Annotated in this window: 11 protein-coding genes and 2 pseudogenes; 5 read left to right on the top strand and 8 right to left on the bottom strand. The window is 71.8% G+C overall.

The window, feature by feature from the left end:
* Positions 1–83: 83 nt before the first annotated feature.
* From ACEXOX_RS12775 to ACEXOX_RS12755, 5 genes and pseudogenes are all read right to left on the bottom strand, one after another.
* Positions 84–1,907, bottom strand: coding sequence for an IucA/IucC family protein (locus tag ACEXOX_RS12775; RefSeq protein WP_406520606.1), 1,824 nt, complete (start codon positions 1,905–1,907; stop codon positions 84–86).
* Positions 1,901–2,473 carry a GNAT family N-acetyltransferase gene (locus ACEXOX_RS12770; protein WP_406520605.1) on the bottom strand — a complete coding sequence of 191 codons (573 nt, stop codon included), beginning with the start codon at positions 2,471–2,473 and terminating at the stop codon, positions 1,901–1,903. The genes ACEXOX_RS12775 and ACEXOX_RS12770 overlap by 7 nt, the downstream gene beginning before the upstream one ends.
* Positions 2,470–3,792 (bottom strand): lysine N(6)-hydroxylase/L-ornithine N(5)-oxygenase family protein, encoded by a 1,323-nt coding sequence (locus ACEXOX_RS12765; protein WP_406520603.1) that lies wholly within the window; start codon positions 3,790–3,792, stop codon positions 2,470–2,472. Before ACEXOX_RS12765 ends, ACEXOX_RS12770 begins: the two co-directional genes overlap by 4 nt.
* Before the next feature lie 64 nt (positions 3,793–3,856).
* Positions 3,857–5,457 (bottom strand): annotated as a pseudogene (locus ACEXOX_RS12760) (pyridoxal phosphate-dependent decarboxylase family protein).
* 315 nt (positions 5,458–5,772) lie between these two features.
* Positions 5,773–7,034, bottom strand: a pseudogene (locus ACEXOX_RS12755) (DUF1015 family protein).
* Between the two features lie 140 nt (positions 7,035–7,174).
* Here ACEXOX_RS12755 and ACEXOX_RS12750 point away from each other — a divergent pair.
* Positions 7,175–8,203, top strand: coding sequence for an HAD-IIA family hydrolase (locus tag ACEXOX_RS12750; protein WP_406520601.1), 1,029 nt, complete (start codon positions 7,175–7,177; stop codon positions 8,201–8,203).
* A gap of 149 nt (positions 8,204–8,352) precedes the next feature.
* On the opposite strand, the gene ACEXOX_RS12745 is transcribed toward ACEXOX_RS12750, so the two are convergent.
* Complete coding sequence (locus ACEXOX_RS12745) at positions 8,353–9,240, bottom strand: siderophore-interacting protein (protein WP_406520599.1); 888 nt, start codon at positions 9,238–9,240, stop codon at positions 8,353–8,355.
* Positions 9,241–9,347: 107 nt separating this feature from the next.
* Complete coding sequence (locus tag ACEXOX_RS12740) at positions 9,348–10,379, bottom strand: ABC transporter substrate-binding protein (RefSeq protein WP_406520597.1); 1,032 nt, start codon at positions 10,377–10,379, stop codon at positions 9,348–9,350.
* 185 nt (positions 10,380–10,564) lie between these two features.
* Here ACEXOX_RS12740 and ACEXOX_RS12735 point away from each other — a divergent pair, with 185 nt between their 5' ends.
* From ACEXOX_RS12735 to ACEXOX_RS12725, 3 genes are all read left to right on the top strand, one after another.
* A complete protein-coding gene (locus ACEXOX_RS12735; protein WP_030024173.1) occupies positions 10,565–11,608 on the top strand; it encodes an iron chelate uptake ABC transporter family permease subunit in 1,044 nt (347 codons plus the stop codon).
* Complete coding sequence (locus ACEXOX_RS12730) at positions 11,605–12,717, top strand: FecCD family ABC transporter permease (protein ID WP_406520595.1); 1,113 nt, start codon at positions 11,605–11,607, stop codon at positions 12,715–12,717. The genes ACEXOX_RS12735 and ACEXOX_RS12730 overlap by 4 nt, the downstream gene beginning before the upstream one ends.
* A gap of 139 nt (positions 12,718–12,856) precedes the next feature.
* A complete protein-coding gene (locus ACEXOX_RS12725) occupies positions 12,857–13,669 on the top strand; it encodes an ABC transporter ATP-binding protein (RefSeq protein WP_406520593.1) in 813 nt (270 codons plus the stop codon).
* 149 nt (positions 13,670–13,818) lie between these two features.
* Here ACEXOX_RS12725 and ACEXOX_RS12720 read toward each other — a convergent pair whose 3' ends face one another.
* Positions 13,819–14,166: a sterol-binding protein gene (locus ACEXOX_RS12720; RefSeq protein ID WP_030024178.1), complete on the bottom strand. Its 348-nt coding sequence runs from the start codon at positions 14,164–14,166 to the stop codon at positions 13,819–13,821.
* Positions 14,167–14,242: 76 nt separating this feature from the next.
* On the opposite strand from ACEXOX_RS12720, the gene ACEXOX_RS12715 reads away from it, so the two are divergent.
* Entirely contained in the window at positions 14,243–14,716 is a 474-nt protein-coding gene (locus ACEXOX_RS12715) for a hypothetical protein (protein ID WP_406520591.1), read from the top strand.
* Positions 14,717–14,722: the final 6 nt, after the last annotated feature.

The following is a 14,722-nucleotide window of genomic DNA, read 5'->3' as shown; positions in this document are numbered from 1 at the left end:
TCGCGGCCCGGCCGTCTGACGGCACATGAGTGAAGGGCGGGACCCCACCGGGGTCCCGCCCTTCACGCGTTTCCGCCCGGGTGTCAGGCTCCGGCGGCCGGGGCGAAGCGGGCGATCGGGTTCTCCAGCGTGCCGATCAGCTGGAGCGCGCCGGCCGGGTCCTGGAGGTCGACCATCTGCTCGTTGTTCCGCAGCTGGAGGCGGTTCAGGCAGGACAACGCGAACTCGTCCGCGAACATGTCGTACCGCCGGAACTTGTCGGCGAGCTGCGGGTTGGCCTCCTGGTAGGCGCTCACGCAGTCGGCGACCGTACGCCAGAAGGTGTCCTCGTCCAGCACGTCGTTCGTGACCAGGATGCCGCTGAGGAAGCGGAAGAAGCAGTCGAAGACGTCCGTGAAGAGGGAGAGGAGCTTCTTGTCCTCGGGGACGTCGGCGCGGATGCGCTCGACGGCCGGCGGCAGTACCGCGTCCGGGTCCATCACCGCGATCTCCTCGGCGATGTCCTTGAAGATCGCGCGCTGTACGGTGCCGTCCTCGATGACGAGGATGACGTTCTCGCCGTGCGGCATGAAGACCAGGTCGTAGGCGTAGAACGCGTGCAGGACGGGCGTGAGGTACGCGTCCACGTAGCGGCGCAGCCAGTCCGCCGGGGCCAGGCCGGACTCTTCGACGAGGGCCGCGGCCAGTGAGCCGCCCTCGGGGTCGGTGTGCAGCAGGGAGGCCATGGTGGCGACCCGCTGGCCCGGTTCGAGGGTGGGCACCGGGCTCTCGCGCCACAGGGCGGCGAGCATCTTCAGGTACGGGGAGCCCTTGGCGGTGGCGGCCTCGTACTGGCGGTGGTGGTAGCCGATGGCGGCGCGCTCGCGGATGATCGAGAAGCGGGCGGCCTGGAAGGTCTCGTCGCTCGCGATCAGGCCCGCGAGCCAGTCGTTGATGGCCGGTGTGGCCTCCATGTAGGCGGCGGACAGGCCGCGCATGAAGCCCATGTTGAGGACCGACAGGGCCGTCTTGACGTAGTGCTTGGACGGGTCGCTGGTGTTGAAGAACGTCCGGATGGACTGCTGGGCCAGGTACGCGTCGTCGCCGGGGCCGAGGCAGACGAGGTGCTGCTGGGCGACCTCGGCGGCGAAGGTGACGGAGAGCTTGTTCCACCACTGCCAGGGGTGGGCGGGGATGAGGTGGTAGTCGGCCAGGTCCAGGCCGAGGTCGCGCATCGTGGCGGCGAACCGCTCCAGGGTGGCGCCGCCCAGTTCGTCCCGGACCAGTCCGTCGTAGTCCAGGCCCTCGCCCGCGGTGAAGGTGGAGCGGTCGCGGCGCGCGGCCAGCCAGATGAGGTGGACCGGGCTCGCCGTCTCGGGGGCGTACGCGTGGTACTCGTGCACGCCGAAGCCGAGGCGGCCGTTGTTGGCGACGAAGCAGGGGTGGCCCTCGGACATGCCGGTCTCGATGGTCTGGAAGTCCGCTTTCGCCAGTTCCGCGGCGGCCAGGGGACCGGCGGCCAGCTTGTAGGCCGTACCGGAGAGGGTGGAGCTGATCTCCTCCAGGTAGACGGGGAGGATGTCATCGCTGAGGGCGAGGGTGCGGCGCAGCTCGATGAAGAAGTCGAGGGCGTCCAGGGGGACCTCGGCGCCGTCGCGGCGGCGGGTGATGGCGTCGGCGTCGATGTGCCAGTGGTCCAGGCTCAGCCGGCGGGCGGCGAAGCGGTACTCGACACGGTCGTCGTCGCTGCGTACGACGTAGTGGCCGTCCTCGGGCAGGCGCTGCGGCGTCAGCAGGCGTTCGTGGGCGAACTCGGCGAGGGCCTTGCGGACGAGGAGGCGGTTGGCGCGCGCCCACAGCTCGGGGGTGAGGTGGCGGACGGCGTCGGGTGCCGCGGCCTCGGTGGTGTCCGCGGTGGGGTTCAGCATGGGTTTTCTCCTCGGGCGGCCAGGAACTGGTCGCGGGTGCAGGTGCTCAGGTACGCCTCGCCCTTGGGCAGCGTGACCGTGCGTTCGATCTCGAAGCCGACGGCCTTGTTCAAGGCGTGTACCGCGGTGTTGCCGGTGGCCGGTTCGACGACGACGCGCCGGTTGCCGGGCTCGGCGAACAGCGCGTCCATGACGGTGGTGATCACGGCGAGGGTGAAGCCGTGCACCGGGGTGTCGGCCGGCGCGGTCAGGAAGTGCATGCCGACGTCGCCGGGCGCGGCCTCGTGGACCTCGGTGACCTCGCGGTGCGCCGGGTCGTAGCGCTCCATCAGGAAGGCGGGGACGCCGTTGTGCAGACCGATGAAGGCGTCGTGGTACGGGTCGGCGTCGATGCGTGCGAACTCCGCCTCGACGGCCGCGAGGTCCGCGTCCTGCATCATCCAGTACACGGCTTTGGGGTGGGTGACCCAGCCGTGCAGCAGCTCCGCGTCGCCGGCCGGGTCGACCGGGCGCAGGGCGAACTCGCCGAGCGAGGCGTGGGTGCGGGTGAAGACGGGCGCGGTCATACGGGCGAGACCTCCACGGGGTGGTGCGGGCCGGCCGGGGCGGCGAACTCCTGGAAGGCGATGGACTTCTCGACCGGGTAGTACTCGCGGCCGAGCAGTTCGCGGATGATGCAGGAGTTGCGGTACGCGGCCATGCCCAGGTCGGGGGTGACGAAGCCGTGGGTGTGCAGTTCGGCGTTCTGCACGAAGATGTCGCGGCCTGCGGTGTCGATGCTGTAGTTGCGGGCGACCGCGTAGCGGCCGGCGTCGTCCCAGGCGATGCGGTCGGTCAGCGGGGCGAGGAACCGCGGTGTCGTGTACCGGTATCCGGTGGCGAGGATCAGGCCCTGGGTGGCGTGCGTGAAGTCCTGGCCCTGTTCCTCCTGGCGCAGGCCGAGGGTGTACGTGGCGGAGGCCGGGTCGTACGCCGCTTCGACGAGCGCGGTGTTGGTGAGCAGCCGGGTCGGGCAGGGGCCGTGCAGGTTCTTCTGGTAGAGCAGGTCGAAGATCTCGTTGATCAGCTCGGAGTTGATGCCCTTGTAGAGGTTCTTGTGCGAGGCGTTGAGCCGGTCGCGGGTGGCCGCGGGCAGGGCGTGGAAGTAGTCCACGTACTCCGGAGAGGTCATCTCCAGGGTGAGCTTGGTGTATTCGAGGGGGAAGAACCGGGGGGAGCGGGTGGCCCAGGTCAGGTGGTAGCCGTGGCTGTCGATGTCCTGGAGGAGGTCGTGGTAGATCTCCGCGGCGCTCTGGCCGCTGCCGACGATGGTGATGGAGTCCTTGGCCTGGAGGGCGGCCTTGTTCTCCAGGTAGTCGGCGTTGTGCAGGAAGTCGCCGCCGAGGCCCTGGCAGGCTTCGGGGATGTGCGGCGGGGTGCCGGTGCCGAGGACGATCTTGCGGGCGCGGTAGGTCTTCTTCTCGCCGGTGGGCAGGTGGTCGGCGTGGACGACGTAGACCTGCTCGCTCTCGTCGTACTCGACGGTGGTGACCTGGTGGCCGAAGCGGATGCTCGCCAGTTTGGCGGCGGCCCAGCGGCAGTAGTCGTTGTACTCGGCGCGCAGCGGGTAGAAGCTTTCGCGGATGTAGAAGGAGTACATCCGTCCCGCTTCCTTCAGGTAGTTCAGGAAGGAGAACGGGGAGGTCGGGTCGGCGAGGGTGACGAGGTCGGCCATGAAGGGCACCTGGAGGGTGCTGGTCTCCAGCATCATGCCGGGGTGCCAGTCGAAGGACGGTTTGTCGTCCAGGAACAGGCCGTCGAGCTCGTCGATGGGCTCGGTCAGGCAGGCGAGGCCGAGGTTGAAGGGCCCGAGGCCGATGGCGATGAAGTCGTGAGGGGCGGACACGTGGGGTCTCCGTTTGCGGGGTGTCGGTCGGCCGTCGGCTGTGGGGGCCGGTCGGCGGGGACGGTCAGCTCGCGGCGCTGAGGGCCGGTTCGGGGCGCGCGGCGAGGTACGCGCCGGCGTGCTCGGCGATCAGGTCGAGGACCGTGGCGATGTCGGCCAGTGTGGTCTCGGGGTTGAGCAGGGTGAACTTCAGGTAGTGGCGGCCGTCGACGACGGTGCCCGCGACGATGGCGTCGCCGGAGGCGAACAGCGCTTCCCTGGCGTGCAGGTTGACCTCGTCGCTCAGTACCGGGTCCCGGTCGTCGGGGTACGGCAGGTAGCGGAAGACCAGGGTGCTCAGCTGGGGTTCGACCACGACGTCGAAGCGCGGGTCGTCGTCGAGGATCTTCCAGGCGTCGGCGGCACGGTCGATCACCTCGTCGAAGAGCTCGCCGATGCCGTCGGCGCCCATGGTGCGCAGCGTCAGCCAGAGTTTGAGCGCGTCGAAGCGGCGGGTGGTCTGGATCGATTTGTCGACCTGGTTGGGGATGCGGCGCTCGGCCATCCGTGCCGGGTTGAGGTAGTCCGCGTGGTACGTGACGTGCCGCAGGGTGGCGTGGTCGCGTACCAGGACGGCGCTGGAGCTGACCGGCTGGAAGAAGGACTTGTGGTAGTCCACCGTCACCGAGTCGGCGCGTTCGATGCCGTCCAGGAGGGCGCGGCGGCGGGAGACCAGCAGGCCGCAGCCGTACGCGGCGTCCACATGCATCCATGCGTCGTACCGGGCGCACAGGTCGGCGACCTCGGGCAGCGGGTCGATGCTGCCGAAGTCGGTGGTGCCCGCGGTGGCGACGACGGCCATCGGGATCAGGCCCTCGGCCTCGCAGCGCGCCAGTTCGGCGGCGAGCGCGTCGGCCCGCATCCGCTTGTCCGGGCCGCACGGCACCGCGATCACGGCTTCCGCGCCGAGGCCCAGCAGGGTGGCTGCCTTCTCGATGCTGAAGTGGCCGGCCTGGGAGGCGAAGATGCGCAGCCGGGGCAGGATGTCGGTACGGCGTACCGGAGTTGTGGCGCCCTGGAGTCGTTCGCCCGGAATGCCTGCGTCCGGGGCGTTCTCGCGGGCGAGGGCCGTACGGCACGCCTCGTCGCGGGCCAGCAGCATGGCCTGGAGGTTGGACTGGGTGCCGCCGCTGGTGAAGATGCCGTCGGCGCGTTCGCCGAGGCCGATGCGCCGGGCGGTCCAGTCGATCAGGCGGCGCTCGATGAGGGTGCCGCCGGCGCTCTGGTCCCAGGTGTCCAGCGAGGAGTTGACCGCCGAGAGGACGGCCTCGCCGACGAGGGCGGGGATGACGACCGGGCAGTTGAGGTGTGCGAGGTAGCGCGGGTGGTGGAAGTAGACCGCGTCGCGCAGGTAGACCTCTTCGAGTTCGTCGAGGGCGGCGGCGGGGTCGTGCAGCGGCTGTTCGAGGTCGATGCCGGCCACCGTGGGGAGAGGCCGTCGACCGTGACGCCGGTGAAGGGGCGTTCGGTCGTGGATATCTTGTCGGCTACGCGGGCGACGCCTTCGGCGACGGAGCGGCGGTAGTGCTCGGTGGTGCTGTCGTTGAACAGCTGCGACCGGCTGTCCGGCGCCCCGGTGTGTGCGGCGGGCGACGGGTCCTCGGCGGAGTGCGCGAGGAGAGTCATGAACGTGTCCTCCCTGATGCGGACTTGCTCACGTGGGGGGATGCGCATGGAACGCCCGCGCTGGGGCAGAAGACCGTTTGGCGCAGGGGGAACGGCTCCATCCGCTTACGTGATGAGGTAAGCCTAACCTAACTTATGTGGCGGGAGGGAAAGGGGTGCCGAGGCGCCGGCGCGGGACGCGGGCGCCGGTCCGGCGGCGGACGGGAGGAAGCCGTACAGCCCGGGAGCAGGCGTCGATACGGCCCGGATCGGGCGTCGGTGCGGCCTGGATCAGGCGCCGATACGACTTGGAACAGGCATCGGTACGCCCCGGAATCAGCCCTCTTCGTCCAGTACGCGCAGTACCAGACCAGTGGCCGGCTTCGGCCCGAAGGACGTCGATTTGCGCGGCATGGTCACCCCGTCCAGTGCGAGTTGGCGCACCTTTTGCTCAAGGACCGGGCGCATCAGGACGGCCGTACCGCCGTGTTTCGCCGCCTGCTCGACGGCGTCCGCGGCACTGTGCAGATAGCTGATCTCGGACGAGTGGTCGCGGATCCGCCACACCTCGTCCAGCAGGACCGAGTGCAGCACGGTGGCGTCCAGCTCACGCCACGCCGCGGGGCGGTCCCGGCGGATCGTCCGGCCGAGCAGCTCCGGGTCGGGGCGGTCCAGCACGCAGAACCGCTCCGGTCCTGACGCCAGCAGGAAGGCGTTGCCGGGCGTCGCGTCCAGCACCGCCAGCGCCGCGTCGAGCGGGCCGTCCAGCGGCCGGACGCGGAAGGCACCGTCCAGACCGGCCAGCGCGTCGTCCAGCGGCAGATGCGGCAGCACGCGGTGGATGGCCCGAACCTGGAGGGGTGGCGGGCGGAGTCCACGAGCAGCACCAGGCCGCTGGTCCAGGGACTCGCCGTGCCGTTGCCGGGGTGCTCCTCGCGCAGCCGCTGGTAGGTGGCCCAGCGGTGGTGCCCGTCGGCGATCAGGGCGTGCCGTACGGCGAGATCCTCGTCGACCGCGGTCAGGTCGGCGGGGTCGGTGACGGCCCACAGGCGGTGCGCGAAGCCGTCCTCGGTCGTGGTGGCGAGCAGCGGTGTGGTGCGGACGGTCCGTTCGATGACGCCGGTGGCGCCGTTGCCGGTGCCCTGGCCGACGTAGGACAGGAGCAGCGGCTCGAAGTTGGCGGCGGTCGCGCGCATCAGCGCGGCGCGGTCCTCGACGACCTCGGGGATCACGTCCTCGTGCGGCAGGACGGGACCGTCGAGTTCGAGTGCGCCGATCAGGCCGCGCTGCAGGAGGCTGCCCTTGCTCTGCTCGTACACGTAGAGCGCGGGCCGGTCGTCGGTCGCCAGGACGCCCTGCGCGCGCCAGCGCCGCAGCGTCTCGGCGGCCTGACGGTGCCGGGTGGCGGGGTCGGGGGCATGCGGGAGGATGAGCCGCACGATGTTGTACGGGTCGGCCGTTTCGAGGTGGCGCACACCGTCCGGCCGTACGACGACGTCGTACGGCGGGGAGGTGACGGCCGTGAGGCTGCTGACGCGGTCCGGTGCGTAGCGCAGCCCGCGGAAGGGGTGGAGGCGGAGGCCGTCGGTGCTGGTCATTGGGGAATGCTATGCCGCCTTCGGGAGTGCGGGATGATCGGGGGAAACCGTTGTCCCGCCGGATATATCGGTAGGCCGGGTTCCGTTTCGCGGGGCCCGCGCGACCGGCGGAACCACCTGTGCAGAAGGAGCGAAACGGCATGAGCGAGCGGGTGCGCAAGCAGCCCGGACGGTGCGAACGGGCACTGAGCGAGGCATACGACACGGCGCTGCTGGACCTGGACGGAGTCGTCTACGCCGGCGGCTCGGTGATCGAGCACGCCGTCGCGTCGCTCAGCACGGCCCGGGACGGCGGTATGCACCTGGCGTACGTGACCAACAACGCCTCCCGGACGCCGGACGCGGTCGCCGGCCAGCTCACCGGCTTCGGGCTGCCCACCGCCCCGACGGACGTCATCACCTCGGCGCAGGCGGTCGCCCGGCTGATCGCCGGGCAGGTGCCCGACGGGGCGCGGGTGCTGGCGGTCGGCGGCGAGGGCCTGCGGGTGGCGCTGCGCGAGCGCGGCCTGGTGCCGGTGGACTCCGCGGAGGACGACCCGGCCGCGGTGGTGCAGGGATTCGACCCGAAACTGAACTGGGAACGGCTGGCGGAGGCCGCCTACGCGGTCCAGCGCGGCGTGCCCTGGTTCGCCTCGAACACGGACCTGACGATCCCCAAGGAGCGCGGCATCGCGCCGGGCAACGGCGCCCTCGTGGAGGTCGTACGGACCGCCACCGGCGGCACGCCCCAGGTGGCGGGCAAGCCGGAGACGCCCATGCACCGCGAGACGGTGCTGCGTACGGGCGCGCAGCGGCCGCTGGTGATCGGCGACCGGCTCGACACGGACATCGAGGGCGCCTACAACGGCGGTGTGGACGCGCTGCTGGTGCTGACCGGCGTGACCACCGCGGCCGAACTGCTGGCCGCTCCGCCGCAGCACCGCCCCACGTACGTGGACGCGGACCTGCGCGGCGTGCTCGGCCCGCAGCCGGGGGTGTCCGAGGAGACGGACGGCGGCTTCGGGTGCGGCGGCTGGACGGCGTCCGTACGGGACGGCGTACTGGCGCTGGACGGCGACGGCGCGCCGCTGGACGGGCTGCGGGCGCTGTGCGCGGCGGCCTGGACGACGGCTGGGGACGGTACGTGCGGCGCCGACGCGGGGAAGGCGTTGGCGCGGCTCGGGCTGTGACGCGCAAGCGCTGTGAGGGCAAGCGTTGTGACGCGCAAGCGTTGTGAAGCCAGGAGGGGCCCCGCTCGCTGACGAGCGGGGCCCCTCCTTCTGGTGCGTGTACGGACCGTCGTACACGCACGGTACGGGTGGCCGGAGCCGAGGCCGGGTCAGTCCTCGTTGCCGGCGGCCGTGCTCGCGATGTACTCCGCGAGCAGGTCCTCCTCGCTGGCGCCGCGCCGCCAGTAGCCGGTGAACTTCACGGCCCGGCGGTCGAACCCGCGCTCCCGCACGAGGTGGCGGCGCAGCATCTTCACGTTGCCCGCCTCGCCCGCGATCCAGGCGTACGGCGTGCCCTCGGGCAGCTCGGCGGCACGGACCGCCTCCAGCAGCGCGTCCTGCCCGTCCGCCGGCCGCTCGTCGGCCGCGAGCCAGGTGATGTCGGCGTCCGCGAAGGTGGGCAGGTCCTGGCGGTCGGCCGCGTGGGCGACGGACAGGAAGACCTTGGCCTGGGTGCCGGGGGAGAGCCAGGCCAGGATGCCGGCCACGGCGGGCAGCGCCGTCTCGTCGCCCGTCAGCAGGATCCAGTCGGTGCCGGGCGGCGGGCGGAAGTCGACACCGCCGTTGTCCTCGACGGCCGGGCCGAGGACCGAGACGCGGTCGCCGGGCACGGCGGACGCCGCCCAGCGCGAGGCCGGGCCGCCGGCCGCGGTGCCCGGGGCGTCCGCGCCGTGCAGCGCGAAGTCCACGTCGATCTCGGCGGGTTCGTGGCGCTGCTCGCGGATGGTGTACGAGCGCATCAGCGGCCGCTCGGCCGGGTCCTGGGCGCGCCAGGCGGGGTACCAGTTCTCGCTCTGGTCGGCGAAGACCGGCTCGGACTGGTGGGCCTGCGGGAGGAACAGTTTGAAGCGCTGGTCACGGCCGCCGGAGGCCATCTCGTCGAGCCGTTCGCCGCCGAAGGTGATCCGGACCATGGAGGGGCCGAGCCGCCGGGTGCGCACGACGTGGACGTCGAAGAAGCGGAACGGGGTGGTGGCGGGTGCGGCGGTCGTGGTCATGCGGAGGAACCTCCCGGAACCGTGACTCGGTGACTGCGGTGGGGGCGGGGCGGGCAGTGCGGTGCGGCGCCGTGGCCGGCCGGTGCGGCGGCCGGCCACGGCGTGCGTCAGGCGACCTTCTTGGCGTTCTGGATGACCTTGGTGAGCTCCTCCATCAGCGGCGCGGCGCCCGCGTAGGAGAAGCGCGGCTCGCTGGACCAGCCCGTGACCTGGCCGGCCTTGACGGCGGGCAGCTTGTTCCAGGCGGGCTTGGCGGCCAGGTCCTTGGGCTGGAGGGCGGAGGTGCGGTTGTCGAGCATGAGCACGTCGGCCGGGTACTTGTCGGCGTTCTCCCAGCTCAGGTTCTCGAAGTAACCGCCCTTGTCCAGATTGTCGGGGACGATGATGTCCACGCCCAGCGACTTGAAGTACATGATGTCGGAGTTGATGCCGGGGTTGGAGGCGTAGAAGAGGTCGGCGCTGCCGGAGCAGGCGAGGACCCGGACCGGATTGGACTTGGCGGCCTTGCGCAGCTCGGCGGCGGCCTTCTCGAAGCGGGCCTTGGCGTCGGTGACCTTCTTGGCCTTCAGATCGGCGCCGAGGGACTGCGCCAGCTCGGCGTACCGCTCGATGATCTTCACCAGCGGGGTACGGGACGCGGTGATCGCCACCGTCTCGGCCAGCTTGGTGATCTTGTCCTTGCTCTCGTCCGGCACGAACCACAGGGCGCCCGGCTCGAACATGTTGGTGATCAGCAGGTCAGGGTTGAGGCCCGCGTACTTCTCGACTGCGAACTGGTTGTACGCGTTGCCGATGATGGTCAGGCGGTCCACGTCGATGTCGCCGGCCTGCGCGTCCGGCTTGCCGTTCTTCAGCTTGGTCGGGCCGAAGACGCCCACGACCTGCTTGTCGACGCCGAAGTCGTACAGCGCGGCCGCGGTGCCGGTGAAGGCGACGATGCGCTGCGGCGTGTGGTCGAGCGAGACCTTCTTCCCGCGGTCGTCCGTGAAGGACCAGGCGCCGCCCTTGACGTTCCCCTGCGAGCCCGCGTCCTTGTCCTTGCCGCCTCCACAGGCGGCCAGCAGGGCGCCGATGCCGACGGCGCCACCGGCGGCGAGAACGCCGCGTCGGGACAGGGATACGCTACGGGGGGTGCTCATGGTCGATGCGCTTCTCTCTGGGCTGGGCCTCGGCACGGCCGTCAGGACTTGACGGGACTTCAGCCGGTCGTTCACGGTCTTCGGTGCGTTTCCGGACGGACTTCAGGACGGACGGCAAAGGGCCGGTAAAAGGCCCTGCGGAACGACTTGATGTCTGATCGTGAGGGTAGGCTAACCTAACTCCCGTGTTGGTTGACAGTCCCCCCGAAGCAGCAAACGCCCCCGCGGCTCCGCGGCGGCGGCAGATCACTCGCTCGGCGGGGCTCGTCGCCTCCGTCGGCCTCCTGGTGGTCGTCACCGCCCTGGGTATCGCCGTCGGCGCGAAACAGGTACCCCTCGACCAGGTCTGGCACGCCCTCTTCCACTACACGGGTGACGACACCGACGTGGTCGTACGGGACGTCCGCCTGCCGCGTACCCTCCTCGGCCTGCTGGCCGGCGCGGCCCTGGGGCTGGCCGGCACCGTGATGCAGGCACTGACCCGCAACCCCCTCGCCGACCCCGGCGTCCTCGGCATCAACGCGGGTGCCTCGGCGGCCGTCGTCTCCGCCATCAGCTTCCTGGGGATCACCTCACTGACCGGGTACGTGTGGTTCGCCTTCCTCGGCGCCGCGGTCGTCTCGGTCGCCGTGTACGTGCTCGGCGGCACCCGCAGCGCCACCCCCGTACGGCTCGCGCTGGCCGGCACCGCCCTGTCCGCCGTACTGATCGGCTACATCAACGCCGTCAACCTCCTGGACACCGCGGCGCTGGACCGGATGCGCTTCTGGACGGTCGGCTCGCTGGCCTCCGCCACCACGGAGACCGTGCAGGAGGTCGCGCCGTTCCTGCTGGCCGGCGCCGTCCTGGCGCTCGCCGTCGGACGCCCCCTGAACGCCATCGCGCTCGGCGACGACCAGGCGCGGGCCCTGGGCGCCCGGCTGACCCGCACCCGGGTGCTGGCGATGGTCGCCGTCACCCTGCTGTGCGGCGGCGCGACCGCCGCCTGCGGCCCGATCGTCTACGTCGGCCTGATGGTCCCGCACGTCGTCCGCGCCGTCACCGGCCCCGACCTGCGCTGGATCCTGCCGTACTCGGCGGTCCTGTCGCCGGTCCTGCTGCTCGGCGCCGACGTCCTGGGGCGTGTCGTGGCGCGGCCCGGCGAGATCCAGGTCGGCATCGTGACGGCCGTCGTCGGCGGCCCGGTCTTCATCTACCTCGTACGGCGTCGGAGGATGGCCCAGCTGTGAGTTCCACCGTCAAGACCGACACCGGCCGGAACGATTCCGCGGCCACCGGCCGGGACACCGCCGCGCGGACCGGCAGGCCCGTACGGGCGGTCCGCACCGCCGGCGGGCTGTCCCTGCGCCTGGACGTACGGACCCTCGTCGTCTCCGTGCTGCTGGCCGCCGTGGCCCTGTTCGCGAGCGTGCTGCTGATCGGCACCGGCGACTTCCCCATGGGCCCGGGAGACGTCCTCGCCACCCTCACCGGGTCCGGCACCACCGCGCAGGAGTTCATCGTCAACGACCTGCGGCTGCCGCGGGTCCTGGTCGGACTGCTGGTCGGCGCCGCCTTCGGGGTCGCCGGAGCCGTCTTCCAGGCCGTCTCCCGCAACCCGCTCGGCAGTCCCGACGTCCTCGGCTTCTCCCAGGGCTCGACGGTCGGCGCGCTGCTCGTCATCGTCTTCTTCCAGGGCGGCACCTTCGCCATCGCGGCCGGTTCGGTCGCCGGCGGCATCGTCACCGGGCTGGCGATCTTCCTGCTGGCGTGGAAGGGCGGCATCCACGGCTACCGCTTCGTGCTCGTCGGCATCGGCGCCGCCGCGATGCTCTACGCGATCGTCCTGTACCTGATGACCAAGGCGAACATCGTCGAGGCCACCCAGGCCGTCACCTGGATGACCGGCACCCTCAGCGGCCGGGACTGGGACCAGGTCTGGCCGCTGGCGATCGTCTGCGTCCTGCTGATCCCGCTGGCGCTGCTGTACGGCCGGCCGCTGCGGATGCTGGAGATGGGCGACGACGCCGCGTACGCGCTGGGCGTCCCGGTCACCCGGGTACGCGTGGTCCTGCTGGCGGCGGCCGTCCTGCTGGTCGCCGCGGCCACCGCGGCGGCCGGGCCGATCGCCTTCCTCGCGCTGACCGCACCGCAGCTGGCCCGCCGGCTGACCCGCTCGCCCGGCCCCAACCTGCTGCCCGCGGGCCTCATGGGCGCCGCCCTCCTGGTCACCGCCGACTGGCTCTCGCAGCAGATCTTCGGCGCCGACCAGCTTCCGGTGGGCGTGCTGACCGGCCTGCTCGGCGGTGGCTACCTGCTGTGGCTGCTGGCCTCCGAACGCAAGGCGGGACGGATATGAGCCCGAGCCCGCGGGGCGCCGCACGGCAGCCGGAAACGGCCCCCGCCGCCGTCCCCGTCCCCGCTCCGGCCCCCGCCCCCGTCACACCGACCGAGCCGCCCCAGGCCCCCACGACGCAGACCGCTACAAGGAGCAACCAGTGAGCCGTCTCACGGCCGAGAACGTGACCCTCGCCTACGACCAGCGGGTCATCGCCGAGGACCTCTCGGTGGCCATACCGGACCAGTCCTTCACGGTCATCGTCGGACCGAACGCCTGCGGCAAGTCCACGCTGCTGCGCGCCCTGTCGCGGATGCTCAAGCCCGCCGCCGGTTCCGTACTGCTGGACGGCGCGGCGATCTCCTCGCTGCCCGCCAAGAAGGTCGCCCGCACCCTCGGGCTGCTCCCGCAGTCCTCCATCGCGCCCGACGGCATCACCGTCGCCGACCTGGTCGCGCGCGGCCGCTACCCGCACCAGGGACTGCTGCGCCAGTGGTCGGGCGAGGACGAGCGGATCGTACGGGAGTCCATGGACGCCACCGGCGTCGGCGAACTGGCCGAGCGCTACGTCGACGAACTCTCCGGCGGACAGCGGCAGCGCGTGTGGATCGCGATGGCCCTCGCCCAGCAGACACCGCTGCTCCTGCTGGACGAGCCGACCACCTACCTCGACATCCAGCACCAGATCGAGGTGCTGGACCTGTGCGCCGAACTCCACGAGGAGCAGGGCCGCACCCTCGTCGCCGTCCTGCACGACCTCAACCACGCCGCGCGCTATGCCACCCACCTGATCGCGATGCGAGCGGGCGAGATCGTCGCCGAAGGGCCGCCGGAGCAGGTCGTCACGGCCGACCTGGTGGAGCAGGTCTTCGGCCTGAAGTGCCAGGTCATCGACGACCCGGAGACGGGCACGCCGCTGGTGGTGCCGGCGGCGCGCAAGGCGCGGGCGGCCGCGGGGGTCGGGGCGTCCTGAGCGCGGGCGGCCGGGCCGGGAGGCCGAGGCGGCCTGCGGCCGGGCCGCGGTACAGGGCGGCCTGCGGCGGCGGGGGCCTGGTGGCCGGGCCGCGGTGCAGGGCGGACTGCGACGGCGGGGGCCTGGTGGCCGGGCCGGCTGCGTCGTGGTTACAGCAGCGACCGCAGGCGCAGCAGGTCGCGGAAGCCCGCCTCCAGCTTGACCCGGCCGCTGCCCCACGCCTTGGCGAAGTGCAGCTTGCCGTCGACCATGGCGACCAGATCGTCGCCGCGCATGGCCAGGCGGATCTGGGCCCGTTCGGGCGGCGGCCCGGGGACGTTCGTGACGTCCTCCAGGGTGCCGTTCGCCAGCCGGCCGGTGAACGTGACGTCCAGGTCGGTGATCCGGCAGCTCAGCGAACGGTCGAACGCGGCCGCGCTGCGGACGTCGCCGTCGGCGGTGGAGAGGTTCTGTGCGAGCCGGCCGAGGGCGGCGCGGCACTCTTCGAGGGTTGCCATCGAGATCGACGATACGCCGGTACGGGACAGGCGGGCGGTGACCCGGTCGGCGGGCGGTTCGAGGTAGCGTCGAGGCATGGAAGAGCCGAAGGAGCCGGTGGGCGGCGGGATGCCGGACGAGCGGGTGCCGGACGGGCCTGATGCCGGTGGTCCGGACGGCAGGGGCCGGGACGGTCTGGACAGCCGGACCGGGGACGGCCTGGACGGCCCGGAGCGCAACGGTACCGCGCCCGCCGGGCCGCAGCCGCTGGGTGTCGTGGTCACGCCCACCGGGGACGCCGCCGTCGACGCCCAGCTGCGGCGCCTGGCCGACGCCGACCACCTCGCCGCGAGCGGACACCTCGCGGTGTACGAGGATGTGCACCGGGGACTGCGCGACGCGCTGGCCGCGCTCGACCGGCGCCCCGGGCCCGCCGGTCCGTCCGGCACCGGCCCGTCCGGCACCGGTCCGTCCGTTTCCGGCCCGTCCGGCACCGGTCCGTCCGTTTCCGGCGCGTCCGGCGCGCCCGCGTCCCCGCAGCCGTCCGCAACGTACGACAACAGGAGCTGAACCACA

The sequence above is a fragment of the Streptomyces sp. Ac-502 genome (assembly GCF_045222935.1).
GTDB lineage: Bacteria > Actinomycetota > Actinomycetes > Streptomycetales > Streptomycetaceae > Streptomyces > Streptomyces monomycini.
Note: the sequence above shows the minus strand (reverse complement) of the source record. Positions and strands in the feature narration are given on the sequence as shown.

What these genes read in the sequence shown, in the direction of transcription:
- ACEXOX_RS12775 (WP_406520606.1), bottom strand. Translation starts at nt 1,907, where the DNA reads ATGCTGAACCCCACCGCGGACACCACCGAGGCCGCGGCACCCGACGCC.
- ACEXOX_RS12770 (WP_406520605.1), bottom strand. Translation starts at nt 2,473, where the DNA reads ATGACCGCGCCCGTCTTCACCCGCACCCACGCCTCGCTCGGCGAGTTC.
- ACEXOX_RS12750 (WP_406520601.1), top strand. Translation starts at nt 7,175, where the DNA reads ATGAGCGAGCGGGTGCGCAAGCAGCCCGGACGGTGCGAACGGGCACTG.
- ACEXOX_RS12745 (WP_406520599.1), bottom strand. Translation starts at nt 9,240, where the DNA reads ATGACCACGACCGCCGCACCCGCCACCACCCCGTTCCGCTTCTTCGAC.
- ACEXOX_RS12740 (WP_406520597.1), bottom strand. Translation starts at nt 10,379, where the DNA reads ATGAGCACCCCCCGTAGCGTATCCCTGTCCCGACGCGGCGTTCTCGCC.
- ACEXOX_RS12720 (WP_030024178.1), bottom strand. Translation starts at nt 14,166, where the DNA reads ATGGCAACCCTCGAAGAGTGCCGCGCCGCCCTCGGCCGGCTCGCACAG.
- ACEXOX_RS12715 (WP_406520591.1), top strand. Translation starts at nt 14,243, where the DNA reads ATGGAAGAGCCGAAGGAGCCGGTGGGCGGCGGGATGCCGGACGAGCGG.